This is a genomic window from Kribbella sp. NPDC003557 (assembly GCF_040610805.1).
Taxonomy (GTDB): domain Bacteria; phylum Actinomycetota; class Actinomycetes; order Propionibacteriales; family Kribbellaceae; genus Kribbella.
The window spans coordinates 189,038-206,073 of record NZ_JBEXMY010000004.1 but is presented as its reverse complement, the minus strand read 5'-3'; the positions used below and the strand labels follow the sequence as shown (position 1 = coordinate 206,073).

The following is a 17,036-nucleotide window of genomic DNA, read 5'->3' as shown; positions in this document are numbered from 1 at the left end:
ACGCTATCGTGCAGGCAGCCGGACGGAGCGGAGCGGGGGAGAGCGGACGTGAGCGGACTGATCATCCTGATGGCGATCGCGCTGCTGCTGGTGGTGGCCGCGATCGCCTGGGGGATCGTCGCGCTCGTCCGCCGGCAGCAGTACATCGGCTCGATCCGTCAGCGCGGCTGGGCGTTCGTCAACAGCCCGACGTTCGACGCGGTCGCCCGGCTGAGCAACCCGCCGTTCGGTCTCGGTTTCGCGCGCAAACCCGACGATCAGATCACCGGGCTGACCGCCGCCGGCCGGCCCTTCCAGGTGATCGAGTACAAGTCGGCGTACTGGTCCGGCTGGGTCGGCATGGTGACCCTGTCGCGCCGGCTCCCCGAGCTGTGGATCACCGGCGGCGAGACCGCGCCCCGGTACGGCGTCCTCGCGCACGGCGTGGCCGCCCCGGCGCAGCTCGGGCCGGGGTGGCAGGTCGGCGCGATGGACCCGGCGTTCGCGCACGAGGTGATGACCCCGCAGCTGTGTGTCCAGCTCAACGCGATGGCCGCCGGTCAGCCGGGCGTGAACCTCGGTGTCGACGGCGACCAGGTCGTCGTGCTGAACCCGCCCCGGAAGGAGATCGAGCAGCTCGGTCCCTGGCTGGACCAGCTCGGCGCGATCGCGGCGGCGATCGACGCGACACCGCTCGACCACTGGGTCCAGCCGGAGCCGGAGCCGCGGCTGAGGTTCTACCACCACCCGGAGTGGTACTGGGTCGGGGTCGACGACAGCCTGCTGCAGTACACGCCGGTCAATCGCGGCGGTTACGGTCACCGCACCGAGGACGTGATCCGCGGCCGGGACGGCGACGGTCCGCCGTTCGTCGCGTTCGAGCACCACTGGAAGACGTCGCACACCGAGACGTACACCGACAGCAACGGCAACTCGCAGACCCGGACCGTGACCGACCACCATTCCGAACCGATCCTCGGGTTCCAGTTGCCGATCCGGATGCCGCCGCTGAGCGTCGCGCAGCGTGGGCTGCGCAAGGGCATCGGCTTCGAGAGCAACGCGTTCAACGAGCGGTTCGCGGTCAACGCGGCGGACACGAAGTTCGCGTACGACGTGATCCATCCGCGCCAGATGGAGTACCTGATGGCGACGCCGGGCGCGCCGTTCCGGATCGAGGAGGACTGGGTCTGGTTCTCGCCGGGGGAACACAGCCAGCCCGCGATCGCGTTCTGCTCGGCGTACCTGCGCGGCTTCCTCGGCCGGGTGCCGCGGTTCGTCTGGCGCAACCTCGGCCTCGCCGAGGCGCCGTACCCACCCGTTGAGACAACCGCCGGGTAGGGAATGCGGTTGCCCCTGACATGGTTGAGTTTGACCGTGTTGAGTCAACGAACCGTCGTCATCTTCGGTGCCAGCGGCGACCTGAGCTCGCGGTTGCTGCTGCCCGGCCTGGGCAGTCTGCTCGCCGGGCCGCGCGCCTCCAGCGTGCGGATCATCGGCACCGGCCGCTCGCCGCTCGCCGCGGACGAGTGGACGGACCGCGTCCGGTCCGCGTTCGGAAGCGAGCTGAGCCCCGCCGCGGCCGACACCCTGGCGACCACGCAGTACGTCGCCGGCGACCCGACGGACGCCGCGCACCTGCGCGCGCTGCTGGAGCTCGCCGGGCCGGCCCCGGTGCTGTACTTCTCGCTGCCGCCGGCCGTGACGACCGAGATCGTCGCGAAGCTGCAGGAGGCCGACCTCCCCGACGGCACCGAGCTGGCGTTCGAGAAGCCGTTCGGCACCGACGCCGCCTCCGCCGCCGCGCTGAACAAGCTCGTCGGCGACCTCGTCCCCGAGGAGAACGTGCACCGCGTCGACCACTTCCTCGGCCGCACCGCGGTGCTGAACCTGATCGGCCTGCGGTTCGCCAACCGCCTCTTCGAGCCGGTCTGGAACGCCGAACACATCGAGAGCGTCGAGATCGTGTACGACGAGACGCTCGGCCTCGAGGGCCGCGCCCAGTACTACGACAACGCGGGCGCCCTGGTGGACATGATCCAGAGCCACCTGCTGCTCGTCCTCGCGCTGCTGGCGATGGACGCCCCAGCCACGATGGACGCCGTCGAGGTCCGCAGCGAGATGGCCCGCGCGCTCCGCAGCACCCATCTGTACGGCGGCTCGGCGATCGAGGCGAGCCGGCGCGCCCGGTACACCGCGGGCGTCGCCGACGGTCGCGTCGTTCCGTCGTACGCCGACGAAGCGGGCGTCGACCGGGACCGGGCGACCGAGACGCTGGCCGAGGTGACGGTCGAGGTGGGGACGAACCGGTGGGCCGGTGTCCCGTTCACGCTGCGCTCGGGCAAGGCGCTCGGTGCCGCGCGCAAGGAGATCGTGATCAAGTTCAAGCCCCTGCGGCATCTCCCGTCGGGCCTGCACGGCGGCCGCGACGGCGAAACGCTGCGCATCGGCCTGAATCCGGGCGAGCTGTCGCTGTCCGTCCCGGCGCTCGGCGTCGACGGCCCGTACACGATGGGCCAGGTGTTCCTGGACGCGACGCTGCCGTCGTCGGCGGTGCTCCCGTACGGCGAGGTGCTGAACGGCATCCTGCGCGGTGACCCGCTGCTGTCGGTGCGCGGTGACGTGGCCGAGCGGTGCTGGGAGATCGTCGAGCCCGTGGTGGCTGCTTGGCGGGCCGACGAGGTGCCGCTGGAGGAGTACGGCGCCGGTTCCGACGGTCCGGCCGACTGGCAGGCGGAGCGGGAGTCCGCCGCCTAGCCGCGCGGCTGTCACCACGGGACCAGGGACTTACCCTGGGGCGACGGGTGGTCGACGGGCTGGAGAGTGAAGGCAGTAGCGATTCACTCTCGAGCATAGGAACGGATCCATGACCACCATCCACTTCAGCGCGGTGACCACGCTGAAGCCTGAGCAGTTCGTCGCGGGGCTGACCGACTTCGGGCCCGGCCGCGCGGAACTCTTCGCCAACAGCCACGACGACTACCTCCGCGTCCACAGTCAGGGACCGGGGTACGCCGATGTCACCGAGGGTGCCGGCGGTGTGTGGGAGCGACTCAGCTACGACTGGTCCGACCCGCGGCACATCGTCCTGACGACGACCGACTCCAGCCACTGGGGCGGCGCGTCCGGCCACACCTACACGCTCACCGAGCGTGCCGACGGCACGACCGCGATCGACGCGGTCGTGGTCCGGGACGGCAAGAACGTGAAGGGCCGCCTGGTCGGCGCCCTGTTCGCGCTGGTCGGCAAGCAGGTCCTGGGCAAGGCATTCGCCGGCACCCTCCGGGCGATCGAGGCCCGCTACCCCCTGACGAACGAGGTACACGACGCATGAGAATCATCCGTTCCCGGCGCCCGCGCGTCCTGCTCGGCGCCGCGGCCGCGGTGCTGGCGGTCGGCGCCGGCGCACTGACCGCCGCCGGCGCGGCCGACGCCAGCTCCACCACCGCTTCCACTGCCATCTCGACCTCCGAGGCAAGTCCGGTCGTTGCCACCGACAAGGGCGCCGTGCGCGGCCTGTCCGCCGACGGCACGTCGTCGTTCCGGGGTGTGCCGTACGCCGCCGCACCGACCGGGAACCTGCGCTGGCGCCCGCCGCAGCCGGCCGCCGGCTGGTACGGCGTCCGCGACGCCACCTCGTACGGCGCGAGCTGTCCGCAGGCGCCGAGCGTGGTCGCTCCGCCGAGCGCCGCCCTCTCCGAGGACTGCCTGTTCCTGAACGTCACGACACCGGCGCTGCACCCGGTCGTCAAGAAGCCGGTGCTGGTGTGGATCCACGGCGGCGGACTGACCGGCGACAGCGGCTCGAACTACGACGGCACGAAGCTGGCGAAGGCCGGAGCGGTCGTCGTGACCGTCAACTACCGGCTCGGCGCCCTGGGATTCCTCGCCCACCCGGCGCTGGAATCGGGGGGAGCGGCCGGCAACTACGGGCTGATGGACCAGCAGGCCGCGTTGCGCTGGGTGCAGCGCAACATCGGACGGTTCGGCGGGGACCCGCACAATGTCACGATCGCCGGTGAGTCGGCGGGCGGGCTGTCGGTGCTCGCGCACGTCACGTCCCGCAGCTCGAAGGGTCTGTTCCAGCGGGCGATCGTGGAGAGCGGAGCGTTCGCGCTGGAGCAGGAGCCGCTGGCGAAGGCGGAGGCCTTCGGCAAGGAGTTCGCCACGAAGGTCGGCTGCGCCGATCAGTCCGCGGACTGCCTGCGCAAGGCTCCCGTGCAGACGCTCGTCGACAACATCTCCACGGCGACCGCGCTGATCCCCGGCGTGGTCGACGGCGCGGTGCTGAAGGAGTCGATCGGGACCGCGCTCGCGGCCGGCCGGTTCAACCACGTGACGATCCTGAACGGCAGCAACCACGACGAGGAGGCCCTCTTCACACTGGGCGGCCGCGTGGTCAGCCGCGGCTACAACGTCGCCTACACGAGCCCGGTCACCGCGGACAACTACCAGTCCAACATCGCCTCCGCTCTGCGGATCACGCCGACCCAAGCCGCAGCCATCGCCGCCGACTACCCGCTGTCGGCCTACCCGACACCTGACAAGGCGTTCGGCACGTTGATCGGCGACGCGACCTTCGCCTGCGGTGTGGATCAGGTCAACACCTGGACCGCGCGCCACGTACCGACCTACGGCTACGAGTTCAACGACGACACGGCCCCCTTCCTCTTCGCTCCGGCAGGCCTCGTTGACGTGGCCACCCACGGCTCCGAGATGTGGTACCTGTTCGACCTTCCGAACGCCCCCTTCCCGGTCCCGCTGAACGCCGAGCAGACCAAGCTCGCGGACACGATGCGCGCGGCCTGGGTCAAGTTCGCGGCAACCGGCAGCCCGTCGACAGCCGCGGTTCACTGGCCGTCGTACGGCAAGGTCCTGTCGCTGGAGCTCCCGGCGGCGCAGGTCTCGACGGACTTCGCGGCCCGTCATCACTGTGCCACTTTCGCACAGAATCTTGACAAGGTTAAGTAATAGTTCCAATATCCTATCCGATTCGGTTTCTGAGAAGTTCTCTTGGGAAGAGGTCACCGCCATGACCAGATCCGTTCGGAGCAGGGTGTTGCGAGCCGCGCTTGCGGGGCTCGTAGTCGCTGGGCTGCTGCCGACAGGTTTGAGTACGTCGACAGCAGCACCAGCATCACCGGCAGCACCAGCACCGACCAGCGCCACCGTCGCCGCGACCGGGCTGTCCGGGCCGGCGGGGGACAAGGCGCTCAAGCCGTACATGGGCTGGAGCAGCTACAGCATGCAGGTCTACAACCCGAACGGCGGCAGCTGGATCACGGCGGATCAGCTGATCGCCCAGTCCGACGCGATGCACGCGAAGCTGCAGCCGTACGGGTACGAATACATCAACATCGACGCCGGCTGGAACGACGGCATCGACGAGTACGGCCGGCCGAAGCCGAGCGCGAAGCTGTACCCGAACGGCCTGCAGGCGGTCATCGACCACATCCACGCCAACGGCCAGAAGGTCGGTCTCTACACGATCCCCGGCATCAGCAAGGCCGTCATCGACGCCAAGCTGCCGATCTACAACGCCCCGGGGTGCACGACCGCCGACCTGCCGGTGCAGCCGCTGCAGAAGGGCGACTACTGGGGCATCGGCTACCGCATCGACTTCTCGAAGCCGTGCGCGCAGAAGTACATCGACTCGATCGCCGACCTGTTCGGCTCGTGGGGCCTGGACTTCCTCAAGTTCGACAGCGTGACGCCGGGTTCGGGCATCAGCGACCTGTCGGTGGACGCCCGTGACGACGTGAAGGCGTGGTCGCAGGCGCTGAAGCGGCGCAACATCTGGCTCGAGCTGTCCTGGGCGCTGGACATCAACTACGCCGACACCTGGAAGCAGTACGCCAACGGCTGGCGGATCGAGTGGGACGTCGAGTGCTACTGCACCGGTACGGCGCTCACCGCCTGGCCGAACATCAACCGGCTGTTCCCGAAGCTCGCCGAGTGGTGGCGGCACGCGGGGCCGGGCGGCTGGAACGACCTCGACTCGCTCGACGTCGGCAACGGCCAGATGGACGGTCTCACCAAGGACGAACGGCGGACAGCGGCCACGCTGTGGGCGGTGTCCGCGGCGCCGATGTACGTCGGCAACGACATGACCCGGCTGGACTCGTACGGTCTCGAGCTGCTGACCAACCGCGAGGTGATCGCGGTCAACCAGGCCGGCCGTCCCGCGCATCCGCTGTCCATGAAGACCAACCGCCAGGTGTGGTTCGCGCTCAACCCGGACAGCTCGTACACCGTTGCCCTGTTCAACCTCGGCCAGACCGACGCCGACATGACCGTGAACTTCTCCGACCTCGGCCTGAACGGCGCCGCGGCGGTGCGCGACCTGTGGGCCCGCAAGGACCTCGGCACGTTCGCTTCCGGCTACACCGCGAAGGACGTCCCGATCCACGGCGTCCGGCTGCTGAAGGTCACGCCGCAGAAGGGCGCCGCGATCACCGTCAACGACGACGACCCGCGGGTCGCGTACGACGGAGTGTGGGAGCGCAACAAGAACTACGAGGTTCCCGCGGTCTCGCAGGCCCTGACCGTCGGCGTGACGGACTCGTCCGCCGGCGCCCCGCAGGCGAAGCAGGCGACCGAGCCGCAGGGTGCGCTCGCGAAGAAGCTGGCACCGGCCGGCGACACCGACCAGGCGGCGACGGCGGCGACAGCGACTGCTACGGCGGACGTCGGCACCAGGACGGTCGAGATCAACAACAACAACTCGCAGATCGTCTACCAGGGCAACTGGAACTACAGCGGCGGCCGCGGGCTGGGTGACTACCAGGACGACGTGCAGTGGACGGAGGGGAACGGGGACTCGTTCTCGTACAGCTTCGTCGGTACCGGCGTCGACTACGTGACCGAGACCGATCCGGGGCAGGGCGACGTCGACATCTACATCGACGGCGAGTTCAAGCAGACCGTGAGCACCTACCTGGATCCGGCCCAGGGGCACAACAAACCCCAGCAGGTCGTGTACAGCGTCTCGGACCTGCCGAACGGCAGCCACACGATCCGCGGTGTGAAGAAGTCCGGCCAGTTCATGCTGCTCGACAAGCTGAACATCCGGCAGGAGAGCCTGCTCACCCCGGACACCGCGACGTTCGACAAGGGCGCGCCGGTCGACGTCAGCGTCCAGCTCGGGCGTGACCCGGGCGAACTGGACGGCATCGCGAACGCGGGCAAGGACCTGGTGAAGGGCGCCGACTACACCGTCAACGGCAACCTGGTGACGATCAGCAAGGCGTACCTCGCGACCCTGCCGGTCGGCAACGCGGCGCTCGACGTCCGGTTCCGCGGTGACTACCGCGACGACATCCACGCCACCAAGGCCGACGGTGCGGCGGTCAGCCTCACGTTCACCGGCACCGGCGTGGACTGGAGTACGGCGCTCGCCCCGGACCAGGGCGACGCGGACGTGTACGTCGACGGCAAGCTGGTCCGCCGGGTGCACCTGCACGGCGATGCCCGGGTGACGAACAAGACGGTGTTCTCCGCGACCGGACTGAAGAACGCGCAACACGTGGTGCGCATCGTCAAGGTCAACGGCGACGTGCTGCGCAACGACGCGCTCCGGTATTCCGTCGCCAAATAGATTGCCCAGTAATACAAAGCATTGCGGCGGGTGGCGGTCCTCGGGACCGCCACCCGCCGTCGTGTTGCCGGGGTCACAGAACTGGTGGCGCTCTGACTGACTGATCAGTCAGTTACTTTGTTAGCCTTGCCTTGGGGGATCACGTTGGCATCCCCGACGAACGAGCGAGGTGCCGCCTTATGTCGTTGAGCGATCTGACCGTTCCGCGCCGGCGTGGTCGCCGGCGCGAAGACTCCCGGCTCGCCGACCACGTCGATCGGCTGGGCGAGGAGCATCCGCCGATCGAGCTCGGCAGTGTCGACTACACGATGAAGAAGCCCGGCCTGCTCGCCGACCGCTTCGGGCCGGTCCTGGCCTACATGACCCGGGTCGAGCTCGAGGTCGAGCGGAACGTGCTGGAGCTCAACATCCTGCTGCCCGATCCACCCGAGGTCGACCGGCACTTCTACGCCGACGTGTGGATGCCGCAGGAGACCCGGCACGGGCAGATCCTGGACAAGCTGCAGCAGCTGATCGGTGTCGACCCGCACGAGGCGAACCTGGACCAGGTGTCGTTCAGCCTGAAGCTGCTCGGTGCGCTCGGCCGGATGCCGGGCGTGCAGGACATCAGCCGGATGCTCTACTACCTGACCGGGCTGGCCACCGAGCGCTCCGCGGTCCTTGCCTACAACAAGCTTCACGCCGGGCTGGTCGAGCTCGGCGAGCGCGCCATCGCCGCGACGGTGGTCACGCCGATCCGCCGCCAGGAGCCGGGGCACTTCGCGTACTACCAGATGGCCGCCCAGCAGCTGTGGGACCAGTTGTCGGGGTGGCAGAAATGGCTGACGCGCGGCCTGCGGAAGCGTACGTTCGAAGTAGTCGGTGCCTACAACAAGCGGCAGGTGGCTGATTTCGGGGACGTGATGGACAGGCTGAAGATGAGCGACGGCGGCGAGGCGGAGCTGCGCGAGTACGCGCGCCAGGTCGGCCGCGCCGAGTACGAGCTGATGTTCGCGCACCGGCGCGGGCTGCGGGTGCCGGACTACGTGTTCAAGTCCCTCAAGCGGGCCGCCGTGCTCGCTGCCGAGCGGAGAGGCGAGGTCTGGCCGGCGGCCCAACCAGCAGGCTCATGACCACCCACGCGCACGCGCGCCATCCCACGCGACACCCGGGACGTCCGACCGGGCGGCCGTCGAAGCGGCAGCTCATCATCGAGAACGCCGAGCGGCTGTTCGCCGAGCACGGGTACGACGCGACCTCGACGGCCCGGATCGCGACCGAGGCCGGCGTGCCGTCGGGGCTGGTGTTCTACCACTTCGCCACCAAGCTCGACCTGCTGCTCGCGGTGGTGCAGGAGCGCCCGGCGCCGAGCGAGGTCCTGCGGTCCGCGGCACGCGGCCGGACGGTCCGGCGGCGGTTGCGCGCGATCGTCGCGGCGATGGCCGAGGAGCTGGAGAACGACCGCGCGGCCCGGATCATCGTGTTCCGCGAGGCGCAGGGGCGGCCGGAGATCGCGTCCCGGGCGGCCGAGCTGTTCGCCGAGGCGACCGACACGATCGCCGACGTCCTGTCCGGCGCCGACGACGTCGTGGCCGAACCCGAGCGGGTGCAGGCGGCCGCGGAACTGGTGGTCGCCCGGGTCTTCCTCGACACGGTCGCGCTCGGGCAGGCCGACACGGCCGTCAAACGCCACACCGCGATGATCGACCTGATCGCCGAGTCGCTGACCGGGGGCGTGCGCGCCCGGGACTGAGCGCGCACGCCGGCCGGACGGTCAGGCCCAGGGGTCGAACGGGATCCCCGACGGCTTGGAAGCGTTCAGCAGATTGCGGAACCGGTCGTCCTTGTCGGTGATCTTGATCGTCGCGGAGCCGAAGTCGGCGGTCATCAGCGTGTCCCGCAGCGCCGTACTGGGGTAGCCGTTCCAGTCGACGAGCGGCGGGTAGCGCCAGTCGTGGTAGTGGTTCTCGGGCGGCTCGTCGTTGCTGTTGGCGAGCCGGAAGAAGTGCGTGCCGGCGCCGTCCTTGTGGTAGACGACCTTCGGGTGCGAGCCGTCGAAGCGGACCTGCGAGCGGGTGTAGGTGACCTGGCTCGAGTGCTGGGTCGTGGTCACGTACTCGACCTGGTTGGCGGACTGGTTCACCCAGGAGATCACGTGCTCCCAGTCGTGCCGGTGGCCGCCGAGGCTGCTGCCGGGGACGGCCTGGTCCTTCTCGAAGTAGCTGGCGTAGACGATCGCGCACCAGCCGTTGTTGCACTTCGAGCGGGCGTAGGTCTGGGAGTTGTCGAGGTCGGACTGGTCACGGCAGTTGCCGTTCACGGCGCCGGTCGGGTTCAGGCCCGGGTTGAGCGTGCCGTCGGGTCCGATCGCGGGTGTGGCGTAGCAGCCGTCGGTGTCGTAGTCGTACGCCGGTGAGAACGACTGCTCGTAGCCGCCGGCGTTCTGCGGCAGGTGCGGCGGCGGGGCGGCGTACGCCAGCGCGGCCGACGTGACGGTCAGTGCGGCGGTGCCGAGCACGACGCCGAGCGTCCTGCGCAGGCCGCGGCGGGGTGGGGCGGAGTCCTGCATCGATTGCTCCTTCGAAACTTAATTCAGGGCGGAAAGGAACGAGAACGAGAATGGCAGGAATTGGCCACTCCCGCCTAGACGTCGGATGGATAGAGTGGGAACGGTCAGCTGCCGCGGTGGGGAGACCGTGAGGAACGGCGGCTGTGCCGGGAGGACACGTGCCTGACGAGGAGCAGGCGGAGCTTCGTCATCCGCCGCCCGCACTGCCCGATGGATCCATGCCGACCTACGGCCGTCACCCGTTGCCAGGAGCCGCCCACGGCGAGCAACGGTGGTCGGGCCCGTTCGGCTGGGGACCCGACCTTGACCGGCTCGACCAGGTCGGCGATCACGGGCCACCGTCCGACGAGAGCCCGCTGCTGATCGTTGCCTTGATCATCCTGGGCGGCGTGGCGCTCTCGGTGCTCGTCGCGGCGCTCGCCGTCCATGTCTGATTGGTCCCTGAGCCCGCCGGGTACCAGCGGGTAGATCGGAGGGAGGCAGCATGGCGCAGGTCAGCGAGCGGGAGGCGCGGTCGGTTGCCGAGGCGGCGCGGGAGACCGAGTGGACGAGGCCGAGCTTCGCCAAGAAGCTGTACCTGGGCGACTTCGACCTGTCGCTGATCCATCCGCAGCCGCGCGTCGGGACCGCCGAGGAGACCGCGCGCGGCGACGAGTTCCTCGCGCGGCTCCGGGCGTACTGCGAGACGCTGGACGGCGCGCTGATCGAACGCGACGCGAAGATCCCGGACGAGTACCTCCGAGGCCTGGCCGAGCTCGGCGTGTTCGGGATCAAGATCCCCACGGCGTACGGCGGTCTCGGCCTGCCGATGACGTACTACGGCGAGGCCCTGATGCTGATCGCCTCGGTCCATCCCAGCCTCGGCGCGCTGGTCTCGGCGCACCAGTCGATCGGCGTGCCCGAGCCGGTCAAGCAGTTCGGGACCGACGAGCAGAAGCAGGAGTTCCTGCCGCGCTGCGCCGCCGGAGCCGTCACCGCGTTCCTGCTGACCGAGCCGGACGTCGGCTCGGACCCGGCGCGGCTCGCGTCGACCGCGACGCCGACCGACGACGGTACGGCGTACCTGCTGGACGGCGTGAAGCTGTGGACGACGAACGGCGTCATCGCCGAGCTGGTCGTGGTGATGGCCCGAGTTCCGGAACACGACGGACAACGCGGCGGGATCAGCGCGTTCGTGGTGGAGGCGGACGCGCCCGGCATCACCGTCGAGAACCGCAACGCGTTCATGGGACTGCGCGGGATCGAGAACGGCGTGACGCGGTTCCACCAGGTCCGTGTCCCGGCCGGGAACCGGCTCGGGCGGGAGGGCGACGGCCTGCGCATCGCTCTGACCACCTTGAACACCGGCCGGCTGTCCATCCCCGCGACGTGCACCGCGGCCGGCAAGTGGTGCCTGAAGATCGCCCGTGAATGGTCCGCGGCGCGGGTCCAGTGGGGACGGCCGGTCGGGGAGCACGCCGCCGTCGCGGAGAAGATCTCGTTCGTCGCCGCGACCACGTTCGGACTCGAGTCGGTGCTCGCGCTGTCCGCGCGGCTGGCCGACGCGGGCGGTAAGGACATCCGGATCGAGGCCGCGCTGGCGAAGCTGTGGGCGAGCGAGATGGCGTGGAAGATCGCCGACGAGCTGGTGCAGATCCGCGGCGGACGCGGCTACGAGACCGCGGACTCGCTGGCGGCCCGCGGCGAACGCGCCGTACCGGCCGAGCAGGTGCTGCGCGACCTGCGGATCAACCGGATCTTCGAGGGATCGACCGAGATCATGCACCTGCTGATCGCCCGCGAGGCCGTCGATGCGCACCTGGCCGCGGCAGGCGATCTCGCGTCGGCCGACGCAGGTCTCCAGGACAAGGCGCGCGCGGCGGTCGGGGCGAGCGGCTTCTACGCGAAGTGGCTGCCGCAACTCGCCGTCGGCAAGGGATCCGTGCCCCGTTCGTACGGCGAGTTCGGCCCGCTCGCCAAGCACCTGCGCTACGTCGAGCGGTCGGCTCGCAAGCTGGCCCGGCAGACGTTCTACGGGATGGCGCGCTGGCAGGCGAAACTCGAATACCGGCAGGGTTTCCTGGGCCGGATCGTGGACATCGGCGCCGAGCTGTTCGCGATGGCCGCCGCCTGTTCCTACGCCGACACGCTCAGAACAACAGACCGGGCGCAGGGCGAAACGGCGTACGAGCTGGCGGGCGCCTTCTGCGAGCAGTCGAGGGTCCGGGTGGAGCGATTGTTCGACGCCCTCTGGTCGAACACCGACGACACCGACCGCCGAACCGCCGCGAGAGTTCTCGCCGGCGCCTACACCTGGCTCGAAACCGGCATCGTCGACCCGTCCGAGGGCACCGGCCCGTGGATCGCCGAGTGGACGGCCGGCCCCTCGAAGGCCGACAACCTCCACCGGCACTACCGCTGACGAACCCGGACGTGTACGTCGGCACCCGGCGGGTACCGGCGCGATATGCGGCTGACGGAAACGGCCGACGTCTGGTGGAAGAACGCGGTGATCTACTGCCTCGACGTCGAGACCTTCTTCGACACCGACGGTGACGGGCGGGGTGATCTGCGCGGGGTATGCCAGCGGATCGACCACCTGGCCGAGCTCGGTGTGACCTGCCTGTGGCTGATGCCGTTCTACCCGACCCCGGACCGCGACGACGGCTACGACATCACCGACTTCTACGGCGTCGACCCGCGGCTCGGGACGCACGGCGACCTGGTCGAGCTGATCCGGCTGGCACAGGACCGCGGCATCCGGGTGATGGCCGATCTGGTGGTGAACCACACCTCGGACCAGCACCCGTGGTTCCGCAGTGCGGGGGCGTCGCGCGAGTCGCCGTACCGCGGCTGGTACGTGTGGCGGGACGAGCCGCCGCCGGACGCGGACAAAGGCGTCGTCTTCCCGGGCCAGGAGACCAGCCTGTGGCAGTACGACGAGGAGGCGGGTCAGTACTACCTGCACCGGTTCCGCAAGTTCCAGCCTGATCTCGACATCGCGAATCGTGAGGTGCGCGAGGAGATCGAGCGAGTGGTCGGCTTCTGGTCGGAGCTGGGGCTGTCCGGGTTCCGCGTGGACGCGGTGCCGTTCCTGCTCGACACGGCCGGTGCCGCGGACGCGGCCGGGCTGCCGGATCCGCACGACTTCCTCCGGGACCTGTGCGCGTTCCTGCACCGGCGGCACGGCTCGTCGATCCTGCTCGGCGAGGTCAACCTGCCGTATCCCGACGTCCGGCGCTTCTTCGGCGACGAGGACGGCGACGAGCTGACGATGTGTTTCGACTTCATCGGCATGCAACGGCTCTACCTGTCGCTGGCCCGCAACGACCCGGCCGAACTCGTGCAGGCGTTGCGCGAGCGGCCCGATCCGCCGGAGGAGTCGCAGTGGGGGACGTTCGTCCGCAACCACGACGAGCTGACCCTGGACAAGCTGTCCGACGCCGAGCGGCAGGAGGTGTTCGACGCGTTCGGCCCGGACGAGAACATGCAGTTGTACGGGCGCGGACTGCGGCGCCGGCTGCCGCCGATGCTGGGCAACGACCAGGAGCGGCTCCGGATGGTCTACAGCCTGCTGTTCTCGCTGCCGGGTACGCCGGTGCTGTTCTACGGCGAGGAGATCGGGATGGGGGAGAACCTGGCCGCCGAGGACCGGCACGCGGTCCGGACGCCGATGCAGTGGACCGCCGACGCCAACGGCGGCTTCTCGACGGCCGATCCCGCGCGGCTGCCGGCCCCGATGGTCGAGGGCGAGCTGGGCCCGGACAAGGTGAACGTCGCGGCCCAGCGCCACGATCCCGACTCCCTGTTCAACTGGATGAAGCTGCTCATCCGGAGGTACCGCGAGTCGCCCGAGTTGTCCTGGGGCAGCTGCACCGTCCTGGACAGCGGCGTACGGTCGGTGTTCGCGCACCGCTCGGACCACGAGGACGGCACGATCGTTGCCGTGCACAACTTCGCGCCGGACGCGACCCGGGTCGACCTGGCCGTCGCCGGCAACGGCCTGGGGCTGCGGGCGGTCGACCTGCTGACCACCGGTACGACGACCGTCGGCGACGACGGTGTGCTGTCGCTCGACCTCGCGCCGTACGGCTGCCGCTGGCTGCGGATCGTTCGCCCGGGGGACCGCTATCTGGTGTGATTCGCCGGGCCGCGGGCCGGGTACCGGGCGGCTCGTAGGAGAAGACGGGAGACGACGATGAGCAAGAAGAACAAGGTCGAGAACGCGGCGGAGTCCGCGAAGGGCAAGGTCAAGGAAGCGACCGGCGACGCCACCGACAACCGGGACCTGCAGGCCGAAGGCCGCGCCGAGAAGACCAAGGCGGACCTGAAGCAGGCCGGCGAGAAGGTCAAGGACGCTTTCAAGGACTGACCCGCCGGGTCAGCTGTTCTCACGATTGCCGAGGACGACGAAGGCGACGATCGCGAGCGCGGTCAGGCAGGCCGGGATGAAGAACACGTGCGGCAGGCCGATCGCGGCCACGCCGATCCCGCCGATCGTGCCGCCGATCGCCGATCCGAGGGGGATCGCGCTCAGGAAGATTCCGGACGCGGTCCCCACACCCTCGGGGTAGAGCCGCTGCGCGATCGAGACGCCGAGGGCGCCGACACAGGCCCACAGCCCGGCGGTCAGCGCCTGGCCGACGAACAGTCCGACCACCGACGTACTCAGCGCGTAGGCGAGATTGCCCGCCAGCCCGAGCACGGCGCCGGCCGTCATCGCCCGGATCGCGCCGTACCGGTCGGCGAGCCGCGCGACCACGGGGAGCAGGAGAAGTTCGAGCAGCGGCTGGATGCCGATCACCGCGCCGCGCATCGAGTCCGACACGTGCAGTTCCTCGGCCATGTAGATCGGCAGGTAACCGAACTTGATCGTGTCGCCGGTCATCGCCAGCACACAGACCGCGGTGAACACCAGCAGCGGCATCATGTGGTCGATCCGGCGGCGCTCGGACGACGCCTCCCGGCCCGGCTCGTCGTACCGCTCGACGCGTTGCCGGCCGAGCGGGATCATCTGCGCGAACACGCAGACAGCCGTTGCCACCAGCAACGTCCGCAGGCCGAAGACGCCGCCGAACCAGCTGCCGAACACCGGCCCGAGGATCCACCCGGTGGTGAACGCCATCCGGATGGTCGCGACCACCCGGTTCTCGGCCCGGGTCGGATGCCGGCTCAACTCGTCGCGGCAGGCCGCGAACAGCTGCGCCATCGAGCCGCCGGCCACGCTCAGCGCGAGCGCGCTGATCACGAACGGCATCCAGACCGCGGTCGCCGACGCCATCGCGAGCCAGCCGGCCGCGCCGATCACCGAGCAGATCCGGAACCACAACAGCCGGTCCTGGGTGCGGTCCGACCATCGCCCGACCAGGAAGCCGGCGACCGGGGCGGCCAGGTTCGTCACGTAGTACAGCCCGGCGACCGGGAGCGGTGTGTGCAGCTCGCGCACCAGGAACAGCGTCAGTTGTGGCGTCGCGGCGGACAGACCCACACCCGCGATCAGCAGCGACAGGAACGCGGAGCGGTAGAACCGTGAGCGGAGGACGATGCCCAGCGCGGACTCGGACCGGTCGAGCATCACTCCGGTCCCCGGACGGCGAGGCGCACGGTGCGGTCGGCGAGGTCGGAGATCCGGGAGTTGTCGAAGCCGAAGAGGGCGGAGCGGGTGCGGTCCTCCAACGGCGCGACGAGGTGCTCGGGCAGGTGCTTCGTACCCGTGAGGACGCCGAGGACGGACCCGACGGTCGCGCCGTTCGAATCGGTGTCCCAGCCGCTCATCACCACCCGGCCGACGCCGGTCGCGTAGTCGCCGTCCGACCACAGCAGCGCGGCGGCGACGATCGCCGCGTTGTTGATGGTGTGCACCCACGAGTAGTGCCCGTAGCGTTCCTGGATCGCCCGGAGCGCGGCCTCCCAGGTGCTGCCCGACGCGGCGAGTTCAAGGACGTCCCGCAGCGCCTCGGCCAGCCGTGACCGTGGCGGTACGACGGCCGACGCCCGCTCGACGACCTCCCGCGGGGAGGACGCCGTGAACGCGGCCGCGACCAGCGCCGCCGCCCACATCTCGCCGTAGATCCCGTTCCCGACGTGGGACAGCGCGGCGTCCTGGTACGAGAGCCTGGCGGCCGACCACGGGTCGCCGGCGTGCACGTACCCGAAGACGTCGCCGCGGATCTGTGCCCCGATCCACTCCCGGTACGGGTTCCGTCGCCGCGCGACCTCGGGCACCGTGAACCCGTTGACCAGGTTCAGGTACGCCGCACGCTCGGCCGTGAACACCTGCCCGATCGGAAACAGCCGTGTCCACGCCACGCCGACGTGCTCGGGGCGCAACGCGGCGCCGTGGGTCTCGAGCAGGTGCAGCGCGAGGATCGCGTAGTCGATGTCGTCGTCGCGCGCGGACCCCTGCACGTTGCCGCGGGTGGTCTCCGGCCAGCAGTCCGTCAGCCGGAACCCGTCCGGCATCGGGTCCAGCACCGGCACGTAGTCCCGCAGCGGATAGGCGTCCGCGAGCGTCAGGTACGCGCGGATCCGGTCCGACGTCCAGTAGTTGCCGGACTCGACGGGCTTCCCGACGTTGCAGCCCGCGATCCGCCCGAGCCACGCGGCGTGGATCTTGTCCGCGAGCTCGGTCTCCGGCACCGGTATCGCCTCCGGGACGGCGGTCAGGGTCTCCTCGATGTCGGCGAGGTCGTCCGGCTCGACGTACTGCCAGCCGGGCAGACGCGCGGCCAGTGACAGCCGGTCCACCAGGTCGAGCACCGCCTGCCGGTCGGCCGGGTCGGTCCGGTTGGCCTCACGCACCAGCTCGTCGACGTCGTACCCCGTCTCGCGCCGCTGCCGCACCTCGTCGTGCAGGAGATTCACCGGTTGCATCGCGTCGTAGTGCTCGCTCGAGTATCCCGGCGCCAGATCGACAGTCACCTGATAAGTCCATCA

The 17,036-nt window shown here is 69.8% G+C and carries 14 protein-coding genes; 11 read left to right on the top strand and 3 right to left on the bottom strand.

Features of this window, described 5'->3' with window-relative positions; genetic code table 11:
• The first annotated feature begins 48 nt into the window (after window positions 1-48).
• From ABZW60_RS17565 to ABZW60_RS17535, 7 genes are all read left to right on the top strand, one after another.
• The gene (locus ABZW60_RS17565) at window positions 49-1,317 is read left to right on the top strand and encodes a hypothetical protein (RefSeq protein WP_355477944.1); all 1,269 of its coding nucleotides are present in this window, start codon (window positions 49-51) and stop codon (window positions 1,315-1,317) included.
• Between the two features lie 36 nt (window positions 1,318-1,353).
• Entirely contained in the window at window positions 1,354-2,733 is a 1,380-nt protein-coding gene (locus ABZW60_RS17560) for a glucose-6-phosphate dehydrogenase (protein WP_355477942.1), read from the top strand.
• A gap of 109 nt (window positions 2,734-2,842) precedes the next feature.
• Window positions 2,843-3,310, top strand: a complete 468-nt coding sequence (locus ABZW60_RS17555; protein ID WP_355477940.1) for a hypothetical protein — start codon at window positions 2,843-2,845, stop codon at window positions 3,308-3,310.
• Window positions 3,307-4,947: a carboxylesterase family protein gene (locus tag ABZW60_RS17550; RefSeq protein ID WP_355477938.1), complete on the top strand. Its 1,641-nt coding sequence runs from the start codon at window positions 3,307-3,309 to the stop codon at window positions 4,945-4,947. Before ABZW60_RS17555 ends, ABZW60_RS17550 begins: the two co-directional genes overlap by 4 nt.
• Before the next feature lie 61 nt (window positions 4,948-5,008).
• Window positions 5,009-7,573, top strand: a complete 2,565-nt coding sequence (locus ABZW60_RS17545) for a X2-like carbohydrate binding domain-containing protein (protein WP_355477936.1) — start codon at window positions 5,009-5,011, stop codon at window positions 7,571-7,573.
• Window positions 7,574-7,752: 179 nt separating this feature from the next.
• Window positions 7,753-8,685, top strand: coding sequence for a GTP-binding protein LepA (locus ABZW60_RS17540; RefSeq protein WP_355477934.1), 933 nt, complete (start codon window positions 7,753-7,755; stop codon window positions 8,683-8,685).
• Complete coding sequence (locus ABZW60_RS17535; RefSeq protein WP_355477932.1) at window positions 8,682-9,305, top strand: helix-turn-helix domain-containing protein; 624 nt, start codon at window positions 8,682-8,684, stop codon at window positions 9,303-9,305. Before ABZW60_RS17540 ends, ABZW60_RS17535 begins: the two co-directional genes overlap by 4 nt.
• A gap of 21 nt (window positions 9,306-9,326) precedes the next feature.
• Here the strand turns inward: ABZW60_RS17535 and ABZW60_RS17530 are convergent, their stop codons facing one another.
• Window positions 9,327-10,121 carry an NPP1 family protein gene (locus tag ABZW60_RS17530; protein WP_355477930.1) on the bottom strand — a complete coding sequence of 265 codons (795 nt, stop codon included), beginning with the start codon at window positions 10,119-10,121 and terminating at the stop codon, window positions 9,327-9,329.
• Between the two features lie 158 nt (window positions 10,122-10,279).
• Between ABZW60_RS17530 and ABZW60_RS17525 the strand changes: the two genes are divergently transcribed.
• The 4 genes from ABZW60_RS17525 to ABZW60_RS17510 are packed head-to-tail and all read left to right on the top strand — an operon-like array spanning window position 10,280 to window position 14,472.
• A complete protein-coding gene (locus ABZW60_RS17525) occupies window positions 10,280-10,555 on the top strand; it encodes a hypothetical protein (protein ID WP_355477928.1) in 276 nt (91 codons plus the stop codon).
• Window positions 10,556-10,605: 50 nt separating this feature from the next.
• Window positions 10,606-12,522, top strand: a complete 1,917-nt coding sequence (locus tag ABZW60_RS17520) for an acyl-CoA dehydrogenase family protein (protein ID WP_355477926.1) — start codon at window positions 10,606-10,608, stop codon at window positions 12,520-12,522.
• Window positions 12,523-12,567: 45 nt separating this feature from the next.
• Window positions 12,568-14,241, top strand: a complete 1,674-nt coding sequence (locus ABZW60_RS17515) for an alpha-amylase family protein (protein WP_355477924.1) — start codon at window positions 12,568-12,570, stop codon at window positions 14,239-14,241.
• Between the two features lie 57 nt (window positions 14,242-14,298).
• Window positions 14,299-14,472: a CsbD family protein gene (locus ABZW60_RS17510; protein ID WP_355477922.1), complete on the top strand. Its 174-nt coding sequence runs from the start codon at window positions 14,299-14,301 to the stop codon at window positions 14,470-14,472.
• 9 nt (window positions 14,473-14,481) lie between these two features.
• Here the strand turns inward: ABZW60_RS17510 and ABZW60_RS17505 are convergent, their stop codons facing one another.
• Both ABZW60_RS17505 and ABZW60_RS17500 read right to left on the bottom strand, forming a co-directional pair.
• Window positions 14,482-15,675: an MFS transporter gene (locus ABZW60_RS17505; RefSeq protein ID WP_355477920.1), complete on the bottom strand. Its 1,194-nt coding sequence runs from the start codon at window positions 15,673-15,675 to the stop codon at window positions 14,482-14,484.
• On the bottom strand, window positions 15,675-17,021 hold the full coding sequence (locus ABZW60_RS17500; protein ID WP_355477918.1) for an ADP-ribosylglycohydrolase family protein: 1,347 nt from the start codon (window positions 17,019-17,021) through the stop codon (window positions 15,675-15,677). Before ABZW60_RS17500 ends, ABZW60_RS17505 begins: the two co-directional genes overlap by 1 nt.
• Window positions 17,022-17,036: the final 15 nt, after the last annotated feature.